We start from the raw sequence: 15031 nt of genomic DNA on the forward strand, positions 1-15031 counted from the left end.
AGCGAGCCTTTCAGTTGTAGATCGAGGCGTCGCTGACCCCGTGCTTGCGGCACAGATCGGCAACCGATACCCGGCCTCGTGTTCCTTCAAAATTCCGATGACCTGCTCTTCAGAGAAGCGGCTGCGTTTCATGTCCTGGTCCTCTCGATGGGCCAGACGAACTTCAAACCGGATTAGATCAGAGGGGCAAGGTCGGCTCGAGCGCAACGCGCCACCGAGACGTCCCTTGCCTTTAAAACGCAAGAAACCGCCCCGGCTAGACCGGGACGGCTATTGATTTATGACAGAATTGGTTGCGGGGACACGATTTAAGGCTGCAAACCGCCCTATAACTTGCAAAGGAATCGAGTTAGCAAACGAATTCAGTGGCAGCACTGTATTGGCGGTATCCCTCTCCCGACTCGACCCCCCGGATCATGGGATGTCATTGAAGGGGGACGAACTGGGCCACCCCAAGTAGCAACCGCTATCGGCTTGTGAGATAAGGTGCAGGTATGCCGGCGTCGTAGCGTGCAGAGCGAGGTTTGGGAACCAAACTAATCCACAGAAATATTTTGTTGGTAGTCCTGTTGGTAGGTGCCGTGGCTATGCGAACCACAAACATTTGAAAGCAAAACCAGATTTCATTTACTTGGATTCCGCCTCTGGGCACCACCTTCCTTCTCCTCACAGAATACCCTGTCAGTTTGCCAGCAACGTCAGCGCATGTCGCTCGATCCTTGCCGTCTTTGCTCGGCCAGCCCCCTCCGTAAGCACTCTACCAGACGCGACAGGAGGGCTGCCCGCGTTGACCTTCGCCAGCCAAGCCCGACGCCGCACGCGGAGCAGCTCTTCCGAATAAAAATTGCTCCAACTTGTACATTTCCTCCATTTGCGCCCAATGTTTGGGAGAAAACAGCAGAAATCTAACAATCGCTTACGTAATTACATTTTGGCAACCATCAGATTTACATCGGATTCACCATTCATCTGCAATTTCACCTCCCGGGGGAACTTCTTGAGGAGGAAGTGGGATGGAGACGTCGCAACACGACCGGGTGGAGCCCGGGTCGGAACACCGGAAACTCGCGCATGGGCTGATGCACAAGACCAAGGTGTCCTATGTCGCGGCGCTGATCCTGATCGGCTCGCTGGCCACCGCCAGCTTCTTCCTGCTCAGTTCGGTCATTTCGGCCAACATCCAGAAGACGGCGCTGATCGAACTCGGCGCCCGCCAGCAATTGCTGTCGCAACGCATCCTCCTGACCGCGACCGAGGCCTATACGGCTGACGCCCAATGGCTACGCACACAGGCGCGCCAGAACCTGACGGCGACGCTGGCCGCCTTTCTCGCCAATGAGAAGATCTTGCGCGAAGGATCGCCCGAGACGCAGTCACCACTGTACCGGCTGGCGCTGTCGGAGGAAGCCACCAGGCTGTTCGACGAGGCGCCCGGCCAGATCGATGCTTCGACGCGGATCCTTGCCCACACGGTCAATTCGTTCCTCGATATGCTTCCCGCCTCGGTCTCGGCGCCGATGCCCGACGACGCCGTGGCCCATTTCAGCGCGCTCAGGCTCTATGTCGCCGAAAAGGTCCGGCGCGAGTATGAGACGCTGACCCGGCTGTTCTCATCCGAGGCGGCCGAGAAGGGTGCAGCCGTCGAAAAGATCCACCTGACCGTCTTCGTGCTCACTTTGCTTCTGCTCCTGGCCGAGGCCATCCTGATCTTCCGGCCGCTGGTGCGCCGAGTGGTGTCCTGCACCAGCGAGTTGCTCAAGGCGCGCGACCAGATGAACTTCGCCGCCAACCACGACGCGCTGACCGGCCTCTACAACAGGGCCTTCCTCAACGACTACATGGAAACGGCGCTTGCCACCGCCAAGCGCAAGGGCGAGATGATGGCTGTCATCCATCTCGACCTCGACCACTTCAAGACCATCAACGACACGATGGGCCATGCCGCGGGCGATGCCGTGCTGATCGAGACGGCGATGCGTCTTGTCACCGCCGTGCGCGATTCGGATGTGTGCGTGCGCCTCGGCGGCGACGAGTTCACCGTCATCCTCAACGACGTCGGCTCCGAAGCGGACGCCGTCGACGTGGCGGAGCGCATCGTCGCCGGGCTCAAGCAGCCACTGGAATTCGCCGGGACGTCACTGAAGCCGAGCGCCAGCGCCGGCATCGCCCTGTACCAAGGCGGCAATGGCACTGTCGGCGACCTGATCGTCAATGCGGACCTGGCGCTCTATCTTGCCAAGGCCGAGGGGCGTGGCGGCTACCAGCTTTTCGCAACGACCCTGCGCGACAAGTTCGAGGAGAAGGCCAATCTCGAACGCGAGCTGCGCTGCGCCATCGCAAGCCAGGCCTTCGCCGTTCACTACCAGCCCCAGGTTTCGCTGCAGGGCGGCAAGGTCATCGGTGTCGAGGCGCTGGTGCGGTGGGAAATGGCGGGCAGCAACGTGTCTCCAGGCGAGTTTCTGCCAGTGGCGGAAAAGGCCGGGCTGATGCCGGCGCTCGGCCGCATCGTCTTTGCCAAGGCGATTGCGACCGGTGCCGAATGGCATCGCGCCGGCATCGACTTCGGCCGACTCTCGCTCAACGTTTCGGCGCAGGAGCTGCGCGAGGCGGATTTCGCCGGCCACCTGCTCGACCTGCTCAAGCAGCGAGGGCTGCCGACACGGCTGGTGGCGCTCGAAATCGTCGAAACGGTGATGCTCGACGACGAGAACACCGGCATCGGGCTGACGCTGAAGCGCCTGCGCAAGGCCGGCATTCGGCTGGAGTTGGACGACTTCGGCACCGGCTACGCTTCGCTCGCCCATATCAGCGCCAACGAGGTCGACAGGCTGAAGATCGACCGCCGTTTCGTCCGCGACATCGACAAGAACCCGGCCAACACCAAGATCGTCAAGGCGATCATCGAGCTGGCGCGTGGCCTGGGCATCTCGATCGTCGCCGAGGGTGCGGAGACCGACGTCGAGCTGTCCTGGCTCCACGACCTCGGCTGCCCTGCCGTACAGGGCTATGGCATCGCCTTCCCGATGCCGAGCACTCAGGCGGAGGCGTGGCTGGAGACCCACAGCACAGGAGCGCAGCGGACGGAGGCGACCCACGTCGCTTAATTCGGCCCATTGATCCAGATCAAGGCGCCGTCCCGGCTATCGGTTCAAATCAGGGCATGTCCAGATTGGAGAAATGACATGCCGACCGAAACCATCATCGTCGTTGCCGCCGTGCTTTCCGCCTTTGGCTTCTTCGCTGTGGCCCTTGCCTATGCCAGCCTGACGTCCGAGCCGGTGCGCGGCAAGCGCTGACGCGCCCGGCCGATTAAGTTATCGTCTTTGCGCAATCCAGGACGGAAAACCGCCATACGGTTTTCCCTGGAATTGCGCTACAGCCGGACTTCGCCCAACGTTACCAGTGCCACTCCGACATAAGGGTTGGCGTGCAGGGCCAGGATCCACAGACTGACGCCGGCGGTGACGGCAAAGATCAGGATCGCCTTCCTGCCGGCATGCGGCCTGTCGGCGTGGACAGCGCCGACGACGATCGCCGACAGCATCGTCAGGAACAGCACCAGATACCATTTGAGCTGGTTGACCGAACTCGTGCCGATGGCAAGACGCGAATTGCGGGCATCCTGCAATTCGTCGAAATCCTGCACCATCTGGCTGATGATCGGATCGGGATGCCCCGCCTTCGCCAGGTCGATCATGGCAAGGCGGATGCCCTGCAGGGCCTGCTCGACAACAGGCTCGGGCGATCGGTTCGCATTCTGCCATTCCATCTGAACGACAGCATCCTTGTAGGCCTTGAGGCCTGCCATGAGCTCGGCCGAGGCCAGTGCTTCGGGCTTTGCCATGCCAGCCAGCCGCATCATCGAGGATCGCTCCTCGCTCGCCACCTGGCTGGCACGGGAATTGACCGACCAGACATCGGCGGCGGTGAAGCCCAGCGACAGCGCCCAGGCCGTGGTGATGGTGCCGACAAAGGCAGCGACCGGCATGGTCAGCGGGTTATCGGCCGCCTGCCGGGCGAAAACCGCCAAGAACGCCGCACCAAGGAAGAAGGCTATGCCCCCGACAAGGATGAAGGGCAGCGTCATGACCAGCGGCGACCAGGCAAATATGTCCATGATGCCCTCCCCAGAGCTATCCCTGAACCTGAATAGGCCAAATCGGCGCCGCTACCAACAGAAAGCCCCGCTGTTGCGGGGCTTTGCGGGGCTTTTGCGTTGTCGAAGGTGATGTGTGGTGCCGGTTGCGCCTACGACCGTGGGCGTTCCTTCTTGGGGTCGTAGTGGGCGAACGGCACGATCCTGGCCGGCAGGCGCTTTTGCTGGCCGTCGAGCTTGCCGACCTCGACCTCGGTGCCGATCTCTGCATGTGCTGCCTCGACACGGGCGAGTGCGATGTTCTTGCCGAGGATCGGCGAGCGCATCGACGAGGTGACGATGCCGATCTGGGCGCGGCCGATATGGACGCAGTCGCCATGGCCGACAGCGACATTGGCGTCGATGTCGAGGCCGACAAGCTTGTGGATCGGGTTGTCCTTGCGCCGGATCAGCGCCTCGCGGCCGATGAAGTCGTCGGTCTTGGTCTTCAAGGGCACGGTGAAGCCGATGCCTGCCTCGAACGGGTCGGTCTGGTCGGAGAACTCGTAATTGGCAAAGATCAGCCCGGCCTCGATGCGCACCATGTCGAGTGCGGCAAAGCCCATCGGCTTCAGCCCATGCGGCTGGCCCGCTGCCCACACCGCGTCGAAGACAGTCTCGGCATCGCGCGGATGGCACCAGACCTCATAACCGAGCTCGCCGGTGTAGCCCGTGCGCGACACCACTACAGGGACACCCTGTGCATCGCCGATGCGGCCGATGGTGAAGCGGAACCATTCGAGCTCGCCGAGTGCCGGCTGGTGCGGCGGCGTCCAGACGATCTCCTTCAGGATGTCGCGGCTGTTGGGACCCTGGACGGCGATGTTGTGCATCTGGTCGGTCGAGGAGCGGACCAGCACCTTGAGGCCGAGCTTCTCTGCCTGCTCACGCAGCCAGACGCCGGAATAGTCGTCGCCGCAGATCCAGCGGAAATTGTCCTTGCCCAGACGCAGCAGTGTGCCGTCGTCGACCATGCCGCCATGCTCGTAGCACATGGCGGTGTAGACGACCTGGCCGACACCGAGCTTCTTGACGTCGCGGGTCAGCGTGTACTGCATCAAGGCTTCGGCATCAGGGCCGGTGACCTCGAACTTGCGCAGGGCAGAGAGATCCATCACCACCGCCTTCTCACGGCAGGCCCAATATTCGGCGATGGCGCCCTCCTTGGCGAATTCCTGCGGCAGCCAGAAGCCCTTGTATTCGATGAAGTTGCGGGTGTGCTTGGCAAAGCTTGCGTGGAAGCCGGTCTCGCGGGTCATCTTGGGTTCTGCCTCCGGGGTCGTGCGTCGGGCGATCGCGCGCTGGAATGTGTTGGAGCCGGAATAGGTCCGGACGTGGATGTCGGTGAGGTTCCAGCCATTGGATGGCGTGGTGTCGTCGGGACAGGCGGAGGAGACGCAGACGATGTCGGTCAGCGCTCTCAGCAGCACATAGTCGCCGGGCCGCGACCAGGGTTCGTCCGAGAACATCACGCCATGGGCGTCGATGCCGGTGTTGAAGAAGAAGTTGACCGCCATCCAGCCGGCGCGGGCATTGACGCCATGCGGCACAAGCGCGCCGTTGAAGTTCTCCGAGCAGTTGATGTGGCCGGGATAACCGATGTCGTCGTAATATTTGGCGTAGCAGGCGAGCGCAAAGGCATCATGGCGGCCGCAGGTGTCCTGCACGACCTCGACAAGCGGCTCGAAATCCTGGTCGAAATATTTGGCATGCAGGCCGGGCATCGGATAGGCGTGGCCCATCAGCGAGCGCGTCGCGGTGACGTCGAGGGCGAGGTCCCTGCCCTTGTCGAGCTTGCGCGCCGAAAAGCACTGGAAGTCGGTGCACTGGCGGCCGTCGACGTCGATGATCTGGATGTAGTCGCCGGCCTTGACGAAATAGCTCTCCGCCGTCTTCGACTTGACCCTGATATCGAGCACCGGATCGGCGAGCGGATCGGGCAGCTCGAAGCCGCCTGACACGGCACGCAGCTTGGCCCGCTTGACCATCACCACCAAGGGCGTCGTCGTGTCCTGGCTGTCGACCGACATCGGCGCCCCGGGTGCGGCAATCACCAGCGAGCCCGGCCGCGAGACGACAAAACGCTCCTCGACACCGGCAGCGGTCGCGCCATCGAAGAAGCGCACCGCCTCGACCCGGCCAAGCTCGAGCTTGCGGCGCGCCAGACCAAGCCGAAACTTCTGCAGGCTCTCGTCGCCATCGACGAGCAGCGCCTTCAGCCCCGCGGCATCGCTGTTCGAGCGCGTGCCGAGCATGCCCGGATCGGCGCGGCCGGCAGCATCGAACGCCACCAGCTCACACGCCTGCCCGCCTTCGAGATTGCGCACCGTCACATGATCGCCGGCCTCGATGTCGATCAGCACCGCACCACCACCAGGCACGTGATAGCGCTCCATGCCGGGCACCAACAGGCCAGGCTGCACGATCAGGCTCGGACGCGGAGAGCCGGCCACAATTTCGGGGTAGACTGAAATCGTCATCGCCACCTCGTCTAAAACTTGCCTGTGTGTAAAATTATTTGAGCCAGAAGAATACTCAATTTTGCCGCTGCCGCAAGGCTTCGTTTCATCACAGTAATCAAAAATGCGGAGAGGTGACCATGCGGCAGACAGCCTTGCGGTCCATCGGGGAGCGCCGATCAGCCGTCCGCCACGCGATTGTCCCTGCCCCTCCGAGCGTGTACTGGACCAGATTCGATAAATATTTCAAAATTGGTCTACGCTGCGCTGGGATTCGTCCTGTGCCGTGGCCACGAGGCAGGACTGACATGCAAGGTCGCGCAATGAAGGTTGAAACCGGCCAACTCACATCGCAAATCATCGCCTCCTACTCGGTGGGAGCGACGGTGCAAACCGTTCTCGACCGCTTGCTTGCCAAGATCATTTCGGAGGAATACCCGCTCGACACGCGGCTTCCGTCGGAACGGGCGCTGGCCTCGGAGATGGGAGTCGCCCGCAACACCGTGCGCGAGGCGCTGGACGTGCTGGAAGACCGCAAGGTCATCAAGCGGCGGCCCGGCAGCGGCAGTTTCGTCACCTACCGCTCCGAAGAAGTGCCGGAAAGGGCGGAGAGCTCGGTCGCGCTGGAAACCAGCCCGCTCGACCACCTTGTCGTGCGCGGCATCCTCGAGCCCGAAATGATCCGTCTCGCGGTCATCAACATGACCCCGCGCGAGGTCTGGGACCTGGAGCAGCTGACGTCGCAGATTGAAAACGTACAGACCGATGTCGCCGCTTTCGTCAAATGCGAAGAGGAAATCTACCGCAAGATCGCCGAAGGCACGCACAATCCCCTGCTGGCATCCTGCTACAATCTGGCGATCGAGGCCTGCCGGGTGAGCTTCCGCACCACACAGCTGCGCCGGCACCTGTCGCCAAAGAAGATCCTCGAATACCAGCAGCGCTACAATGCGCTTTTCAATGCGATCGCCTCTCGCGACGTCGAACGCGCTGTCGAGTTCATCAAGCTGCACCTCGTCGAGGAGCAGAAGCTACTTCTGCAGGACTGATTCCGGCGTCCTTGCCTGCAGGGCGGTGCCGTTGCCGCTCGCCCTCAGGCGCTGATCCCACAACTGCCCCAGATCCGACATCTCCTGCTTGAGCAGGCCGCCATGGCGTTTCAGCCAGCGCGGGATCGAGCCGAAGGCGGCGATCCTGGCCTTGCCGTTCTTCATCGTCACCACCGGCCAGTCGCCGACAAGCGCGTTGTCGATGCCGAACATGCTCTCGCCCCACCAATGGGCCGGGCCGAAGGCGTGGGTGACGTGGCCGAGCTGCTTCATCGCCGCCAGCACGGATACGGGGTTGACGCCGTTCGATTTTTCAACCGCCGCATGCCAGATGTCGAGGATGGCGACATATTCCCAGCTCACCGCCGTCCAGGTGCCAGGGAAGCGGCTGTTGTACTCGTCGAAGAAGGCCTTCGGCCGGTTGAAGAAGAAGGTCTTGTCGTTCAGCTTCTCGTCGTCGAAGTCGGGAAACTGGAACACGAAGCCTTCCATGAATTCGACCGAGGTCCTGCTAACGAGTTGGTCGTAATAGTCCAGCGTGCAGGATATGATCTGGCCCTTGAAACCCTGCGCATGCGCATATTCGGTCATGGCATGGACCATCGGCGTATAGCTGGTGCACCAGCACAGGATATCCGCACCCGATTCCAGCATCGGCTGCACGATCGCGGCCGCATCGGTCGTGTCGGGATCGTACTGAATTTCCTTGGCAACCCCCAACTTGGCCGCCTTGAAGGCCGCGCGGTAGGTCGCAAGCGAAGGCAGGCCGAGCGCGTCGGTCTGGCTGCAGACGGCCACCGTCCGCAATTCCGGCCTTGCTTGCGCCAGCCACTCCACCCCCGTCACATTGAAGATGGGGTGCAGTTCGCTGGGCGCGATCAGATATGGCGTATCAGGCGACAGGTCGCTCGGCAAAAGGGTCGAGGTCAGGACCTTGCGCTGGCTCAGATAATCCCTGATCTCGGCCATCGTATCGCCGCCCAGCATCATCAAGAGCTTGACGTCATGCCGCTCGATCAGTTGACGCGCGCCCTCCAGCGCCCGGCCGGCATCGTAGCCGCAATCGAACTCGACGATCCGGATCGGATAGCGGCGCCGGTTGATCAAGAGCCCGCCGGTTCGGTTCAGCCAATCCTCCCAGATCCGGCAACCATGCAGTCCGGGCAAGCCCCAAGACTCCACTTGACCGCTGAGCGGTCCGAGGAATCCAATGTTCACCGCGTCCGGCATGCCGACGGAAAGCCGCGGCAGGACGCTGGAAACGGCGAGTCGATGGGCAAAGCTGGAGTTCGTCATGGCTGTGAATACCACCAAAAATCGGGCGTTTCACCCCAACTGAGCGAAATTTTCCTTCCTCACAGGAAACACGTCGTTGACAAATTGGTATAATGGCAGGCAACATAACTGAACCAGAGGAACCAATAACGAAATTTGGTCTATACCAAAAGGAGGAAACCATGACAGCCAAGCGTGTCGCCGTGATCGGTGCCGGACCATCTGGACTGGCGCAGTTGAGGGCATTCCAGTCGGCCGCGGCGAAAGGCGCGGACATCCCGGAAATTGTCTGCTTCGAGAAGCAGGCCAACTGGGGCGGCCTATGGAACTACACCTGGCGCACCGGCCTCGACCAATATGGCGAGCCGGTACATGGTTCGATGTACCGCTATCTCTGGTCCAACGGCCCCAAGGAGGGCCTGGAATTCGCCGACTATTCCTTCGAGGAGCATTTCGGCAAGCAGATCGCGTCCTACCCGCCGCGCGCCGTGCTGTTCGACTACATCGAGGGCCGCGTGAAGAAAGCCGGCGTCCGCAAGTGGATTCGTTTCGAGACCGCCGTCCGCATGGTCACCTGGGACAAGGAGACCAAGAAGTTCACCGTCACCGTCCAGGACCTGCCCAAGGATCACTGCTACTCCGAGGAGTTCGACCACGTCATCGTCGCCTCGGGCCACTTCTCGACCCCGAACGTTCCTGAATTCCCCGGCTTCGACCGCTTCAACGGCCGCATCCTGCACGCCCACGACTTCCGTGACGCCCGCGAATTCGCAGGCAAGGACATCCTGATCGTCGGCACCAGCTATTCAGCTGAGGACATCGGCTCGCAGTGCTGGAAGTACGGCGCCAAATCGATCACCAACTGCTACCGCACCGCGCCGATGGGCTTCAAATGGCCCGACAACTGGGAAGAGCGCCCGCTGCTGGAAAAGGTCGAGATCAACACCGCGACCTTCAAGGACGGCTCGACCAAGAAGATCGACGCCATCATCCTGTGCACCGGCTACAAGCACCACTTCCCGTTCCTGCCCGACGACCTGCGTCTCAGGACCGCCAACCGGCTTGCGACCGCGGACCTCTACAAGGGCGTGGCTTACGTCCACAATCCGGCGATGTTCTATCTCGGCATGCAGGACCAGTGGTTCACCTTCAACATGTTCGACGCCCAGGCCTGGTGGACGCGCGACGTCATCCTCGGCCGCATCAAGCTGCCCGACAGCAAGCAGGCGCTGCTCGACGATGTTCAGGAACGCGTTGCCGGCGAAGATGCCGGCAAGGACTCGCATGACGCGATCGAATACCAGGGCGAATACGTCAAGGAGCTGATCGCCGAGACCGACTATCCGAGCTTCGACGTGGACGGCGCCAACGAGGCCTTCTTCGAGTGGAAGGAACACAAGAAGAAGGGCATCATGGAGTTCCGCAACCACTCCTACAAATCGGTCATCACCGGGACCATGGCGCCGGCCCACCACACGCCGTGGAAGGACGCGCTCGACGACTCGCTGGAATCCTACCTGCGCACCGCCGAAGCGGCGGAGTGAAAGGCCGCCCGACAGGGCTGCCCGACTTTCCCGATATGAAAGGCCGCCCCAGTCGGGGCGGCATCGCTTTTGCGTGTCTTCTCGGCGGACAGCGCAACGAAAAGGGCTGCGTCGGGAGCATGTCGGCCCGCAGTTTGCGCGCCTCCAAATGAGCGCAGCCAGCGGGTAGGTCATCCGCACCGATCCGCTGCCCGTTTCCTCGACCAGAACAGGCCCAGCCCTGCCCGACTCACAGCGGCGGGGAACCCTATTCCTGTGATCTGAAGGCCCCGGACAACAGACGTTTCCGCCGCTCGCATATGAGGGAGCGGCTGGTTCTGGGCTTGTCGAAGAGGTGCGACCAGGCGTGCCGTGGCGGCTGCCGATGAGTGAGGCGAATGCGGATGGGCCGGCCCGCAGGGCACAGCTCATCCGCAGCCGGTGTTTATTGCGAACTCAGATGCGGCCCGCGGTTTTTCTCGCTGGCGTAGAGCGCCACCGCCATCGCGCGGTTGCGGACGTCGAGCTTGTCGTAGAGATTCTTGAGGTGGTACTTGACCGTGTTTTCCGAGATTCCGGTGCGCGCAGCGATCTGCAGGTTTGTCCAGCCGTCAGCCAGCACCGACAGAAGCTCGCGCTCACGTGCGGTCAGCCGCGACAGCGGCGTGTCGTTGATCTTGGACACGTCCATGTAGGGGATGCAGATCCGGCCGTGGGCGACGGCGACAAGCGTGTCGAACAGGATCGCCGGATCGTCAAACTGATAACAGAAGCCCTGGACGCCAAGGCGCACGCATTGCTTGAGGATCGAGATGTCGTGGTCGTTGGAGAAGATCACCACACGGGCGTGAAGACCGCGCCGCTGCATCTCGGCCAGCACCTCGCCGGAGTCCATGTCCTGCAGCCGCCAGCCCAGCACCGCGATATCGAACTGTGGGGCAGCAGTTGAGGCCGCCTCGAGGAAAGCCTTGCCGGTCTGCACGCTCTCTGCCAGCTCGAAGCGGCTGTCACGTGAAAGCATGTCGCCAAGGGCTGCGATGACGAGCGGATTGCGCTCGGCGATCAGAACCCTGAACCTGTTTTCCTTCACCACCGGCACCACCTCTATCCCGATGCCATGGCGCTGACCCTTCCATTCGGCGTTCATGTTCCTCCCGCCTATGTTCGTGCACGCACCTCTTGCCGACGTCTCTTGCGCTGGGTCGCTCCTCTCCGGTCCTGCCCGGATCGACCCTTTGAATGCGATTCATATCATGAATGATTTTTTCATTCCAGTGGATGCGGCATTTTTGCTGCCGAACCGGCCTCCACCAGCCGGCAAATGGCGCCAAGCCTGCTTACCCACCCGTTCGGGTAGGCCGCCGCTGTCCAGAGAGGCATCATCGTCTGCCCAATTTTCCAACCGAGGGTACCAGTCGTGAAGATTGGTCCAGTGCTGCGACAAAATAGCTTGACGGCGCTTCGAATTCGGACAAACTTCACTTTGAGGAAAAAAAGAAGCCTAAGCGGAAACTGCCGCCCGCACCTTGAAAACCGGGAAAGCCGGGCTTGGGCGACGGGCATCCTAATCAATGGGGAATTTGACCAATGAGCGCTGTTACGGACATCAGTCCGGCGGATTCCGCCGGCCAACTTCACAGGACAATCGACTGGCGAGGCGCCTTCTGGGTTGCCAGCGGCGTGCCGCCTCTTGTCCTGTTCTCGATCGGCGGCATTGCCGGTACCGCCGGCAACATCGCTTTTGCGATCTGGATCTGCTCCATGCTGATGGGCTTCATCCAGTCCTTCACCTATGCCGAGATCGCCGGCCTGTTCCCGAACAAGTCGGGCGGCGCCTCGGTCTATGGCGCCACCGCATGGCTGCGCTATTCCAAGTTCGTCGCGCCGCTGTCGGTGTGGTGCAACTGGTTCGCCTGGTCGCCGGTGCTGTCGCTCGGCTGTTCGATCGCCGCCGCCTACATCCTCAATGCGCTGGCACCGATCCCCGGCTTCACCGAAGCCTCGCCGGAGGTGCTGCAGTATATGGCGGCAAATGTCGGCACCACTGCCGCTGACGCCGTTGCAGCGGTGACCGCGGCTGCTACGCCCGGCATCCGCACCTGGACGCTCTACAGCCACTCGCTCGGCCCGGTCGGCTTCTCGCTCAACGCCACCTTCTGGATCGGCGCCGTGCTGATGTTGCTGACCTTCGCCATCCAGCATCGCGGCATTCTCGGCACCGCTGCCGTGCAGAAGGTCGTCGGCCTGCTGGTCATCGTGCCGCTGCTGATCGTCGGCGTGGTACCGATCCTCACCGGCCAGATCAACTGGGACAACTATTCGCCCTTCGTGCCGCTGGCTGCCGCCTATGCGCCTGAACCCGGTGCGTGGAACGTTGCCGGTTGGACGCTGGTTCTCGGCGGCATGTTCATCGCCGCATGGTCGACCTACGGCTTCGAAACCGCTGTCTGCTACACCCGCGAATTCAAGAACCCGGCCACCGACACCTTCAAGGCCATCTTCTATTCCGGCCTGCTCTGCATGCTGCTGTTCATGATCGTGCCCTTCACCTTCCAGGGCGTTCTGGGCCTCAACGGCATGCTGGCGACGCCGATCGTCGACGGCTCCGGCGTTGCGGATGCGCTTGCCAGCATGGTCGGTGGCGGCGGTCTGGTGAAGAACCTGCTTGTCATGCTGATGATCCTTGCCTTGCTGCTCGCCATCATGACGGCAATGGCCGGATCGTCGCGCACGCTCTACCAGGGTTCGGTCGACGGCTGGCTGCCGCGCTATCTCAGCCACGTCAACGAACACGGCGCCCCGACCCGCGCCATGTGGACCGACCTCATCGCCAACCTGTTCGTCCTGGCCATCGCCTCGACGGATGCGACGAGCTTCTTCTTCATCCTCGCCGTGTCGAACTGCGGCTACATCATCTTCAACTTCCTCAACCTGAACTCCGGCTGGATCCATCGCATGGACAACGGCCACATCAACCGGCCGTGGCGCGCGCCGACCTGGCTGATCACGGTCGGTGCCCTTTTTGCCTACGTCAACGCCATCTTCATGGGCGCCGGCGCCAAGGTCTGGAACCCGATGGCACTCTGGGCCGGCCTGTTCACCGCGGCCCTGATCATCCCGGTGTTCTGCTACCGCCACTATGTCCAGGACGGCGGCAAGTTCCCCGAGCATATGCTCGAGGATCTGGGCATGCAGCAGAGCGACCTGCGCGTGAAGAAGGCGGGCATCCTGCCCTACCTGACGCTGCTCGCCGGCCTCGCCGTGGTGCTTCTCGCCAACTGGTTCTTCGTGCTCTGAAGCTTGACACACATTCAACCTGCGAAGGCCGGCGCAAGCCGGCCTTTTGCTTTTCGCACCGCGGCGTTGCCGTCCTTTTCAGCGATTCGCATCGCCGCTCTATCTTCTTGTTTTTGCGCAATTCATTTCGACGACCACTGCACGCTTGGCGCCGATTTGCCCCGGCGTCGCCCACCCCGGAAGCGAGCAAAACCGCGCTGGGCCAATATTTCTTTCCATGAAAGATTTTTGCATTGTGGTTGACTTTCGCCCCCATCTGCTGTTATAGATTCAGACGGGAAAATTCAGCGCAAAAAGCTGTCCGGATGGTGTAATCCGGGGCTGGAACCGATGGCTCATGCCATAGGATCGCACGCGCGCGCCTGGGAGGAATTGCACAGCATGACGACGGTAATCGATGGCAAGGCAGTTGCCGCCGATGTGGTGACAAAGGTCCGGATCGCAGCCGAAAAGCTGATCGCCGAGACCGGTGTCGTCCCCGGTATCGCAGTGGTCATCGTTGGCCACGACCCGGCAAGCCAGGTCTATGTCGCCTCCAAGGGCAAGAAGGCCAAGGAATGCGGCTTCCACTCGGTCGAGCACGCGCTGCCGTCCGATACCTCGGAAGCCGATCTGGTCGCACTGGTGCAGAAGCTCAACGCCGATCCCAAGATCCACGGCATCCTCGTCCAGCTGCCCCTGCCCGACCATATCGACGCCGGCAAGATCATCCAGACGATCTCGGCCGACAAGGATGTCGACGGCTTCCATTTCACCAATGTCGGCAAGCTCGGCACCGGTGAGCTCGACACCGCCTTCGTGCCTTGTACGCCGGCCGGCTCGATGCTTTTGATCGAGCGTGCGCTCGGCCGCGATCTTTCGGGGCTCAACGCAGTGGTCGTCGGCCGCTCCAATATCGTCGGCAAGCCGATGGCGAACCTTCTGCTCAATGCCAACGCCACCGTCACCGTCGCCCATAGCCGCACCAAGGACCTGCCGGCTTTGTGCCGCAGCGCCGACATCCTCGTCGCGGCCGTCGGGCGCCCTGAAATGATCAAGGGCGACTGGGTGAAGCCGGGCGCCACCGTCATCGACGTCGGCATCAACCGCCTGGAGGGCGGTCTCAACGGCAAGTCGAAGCTCGTCGGCGACGTCGACTACGGCAGCGCCGCCGAGCAGGCCGGCGCGATCACGCCGGTGCCCGGCGGCGTCGGGCCGATGACCATTGCACTTCTGATGGCCAATACGGTCGTCTCGGCCTTCCGTTCGGCGGGCCAGTCAGCACCACGTTTTTAATCTGGGAGCCCGAGGCTC

General features: G+C 62.1%; 9 protein-coding genes and 1 pseudogene. 5 read left to right on the forward strand and 5 right to left on the reverse strand.

The window, feature by feature from the left end:
* Nucleotides 1-13: 13 nt before the first annotated feature.
* Nucleotides 14-132, reverse strand: a pseudogene (locus SLT36_RS26690) (transposase); the annotation flags it as partial.
* A gap of 881 nt (nt 133-1013) precedes the next feature.
* On the opposite strand from SLT36_RS26690, the gene SLT36_RS26695 reads away from it, so the two are divergent.
* Complete coding sequence (locus SLT36_RS26695; protein WP_432285007.1) at nt 1014-3104, forward strand: putative bifunctional diguanylate cyclase/phosphodiesterase; 2091 nt, start codon at nt 1014-1016, stop codon at nt 3102-3104.
* A gap of 269 nt (nt 3105-3373) precedes the next feature.
* Here the strand turns inward: SLT36_RS26695 and SLT36_RS26700 are convergent, their stop codons facing one another.
* Nucleotides 3374-4117, reverse strand: coding sequence for a hypothetical protein (locus tag SLT36_RS26700; protein ID WP_432285008.1), 744 nt, complete (start codon nt 4115-4117; stop codon nt 3374-3376).
* Between the two features lie 131 nt (nt 4118-4248).
* On the reverse strand, nt 4249-6615 hold the full coding sequence (locus SLT36_RS26705) for a DUF1989 domain-containing protein (protein ID WP_432285009.1): 2367 nt from the start codon (nt 6613-6615) through the stop codon (nt 4249-4251).
* 302 nt (nt 6616-6917) lie between these two features.
* Between SLT36_RS26705 and SLT36_RS26710 the strand changes: the two genes are divergently transcribed.
* Nucleotides 6918-7643, forward strand: a complete 726-nt coding sequence (locus SLT36_RS26710) for a FadR/GntR family transcriptional regulator (RefSeq protein ID WP_432285010.1) — start codon at nt 6918-6920, stop codon at nt 7641-7643.
* Here the strand turns inward: SLT36_RS26710 and SLT36_RS26715 are convergent.
* Entirely contained in the window at nt 7626-8810 is a 1185-nt protein-coding gene (locus SLT36_RS26715; RefSeq protein ID WP_432285011.1) for an ABC transporter substrate-binding protein, read from the reverse strand. The two genes, SLT36_RS26710 and SLT36_RS26715, sit on opposite strands and share 18 nt — an antisense overlap.
* Before the next feature lie 290 nt (nt 8811-9100).
* Between SLT36_RS26715 and SLT36_RS26720 the strand changes: the two genes are divergently transcribed.
* Nucleotides 9101-10462: an NAD(P)-binding domain-containing protein gene (locus SLT36_RS26720; RefSeq protein WP_182576226.1), complete on the forward strand. Its 1362-nt coding sequence runs from the start codon at nt 9101-9103 to the stop codon at nt 10460-10462.
* 424 nt (nt 10463-10886) lie between these two features.
* Here SLT36_RS26720 and SLT36_RS26725 read toward each other — a convergent pair whose 3' ends face one another.
* A complete protein-coding gene (locus tag SLT36_RS26725) occupies nt 10887-11588 on the reverse strand; it encodes a LuxR C-terminal-related transcriptional regulator (protein ID WP_432285012.1) in 702 nt (233 codons plus the stop codon).
* A gap of 440 nt (nt 11589-12028) precedes the next feature.
* On the opposite strand from SLT36_RS26725, the gene SLT36_RS26730 reads away from it, so the two are divergent.
* The gene (locus SLT36_RS26730) at nt 12029-13738 is read left to right on the forward strand and encodes an APC family permease (protein ID WP_432285013.1); all 1710 of its coding nucleotides are present in this window, start codon (nt 12029-12031) and stop codon (nt 13736-13738) included.
* A gap of 381 nt (nt 13739-14119) precedes the next feature.
* Nucleotides 14120-15013 (forward strand): bifunctional methylenetetrahydrofolate dehydrogenase/methenyltetrahydrofolate cyclohydrolase, encoded by an 894-nt coding sequence (locus SLT36_RS26735; RefSeq protein ID WP_067965343.1) that lies wholly within the window; start codon nt 14120-14122, stop codon nt 15011-15013.
* Nucleotides 15014-15031 lie beyond the last annotated feature (18 nt).

The organism is Aminobacter sp. BA135 (genome assembly GCF_050859125.1).
Taxonomy (GTDB): Bacteria; Pseudomonadota; Alphaproteobacteria; order Rhizobiales; family Rhizobiaceae; genus Aminobacter; species Aminobacter ciceronei.

What these genes read in the sequence shown, in the direction of transcription:
- SLT36_RS26725 (WP_432285012.1), bottom strand. Translation starts at nt 11,588, where the DNA reads ATGAACGCCGAATGGAAGGGTCAGCGCCATGGCATCGGGATAGAGGTG.
- SLT36_RS26720 (WP_182576226.1), top strand. Translation starts at nt 9,101, where the DNA reads ATGACAGCCAAGCGTGTCGCCGTGATCGGTGCCGGACCATCTGGACTG.
- SLT36_RS26735 (WP_067965343.1), top strand. Translation starts at nt 14,120, where the DNA reads ATGACGACGGTAATCGATGGCAAGGCAGTTGCCGCCGATGTGGTGACA.
- SLT36_RS26705 (WP_432285009.1), bottom strand. Translation starts at nt 6,615, where the DNA reads ATGACGATTTCAGTCTACCCCGAAATTGTGGCCGGCTCTCCGCGTCCG.
- SLT36_RS26695 (WP_432285007.1), top strand. Translation starts at nt 1,014, where the DNA reads ATGGAGACGTCGCAACACGACCGGGTGGAGCCCGGGTCGGAACACCGG.
- SLT36_RS26710 (WP_432285010.1), top strand. Translation starts at nt 6,918, where the DNA reads ATGAAGGTTGAAACCGGCCAACTCACATCGCAAATCATCGCCTCCTAC.
- SLT36_RS26730 (WP_432285013.1), top strand. Translation starts at nt 12,029, where the DNA reads ATGAGCGCTGTTACGGACATCAGTCCGGCGGATTCCGCCGGCCAACTT.
- SLT36_RS26700 (WP_432285008.1), bottom strand. Translation starts at nt 4,117, where the DNA reads ATGGACATATTTGCCTGGTCGCCGCTGGTCATGACGCTGCCCTTCATC.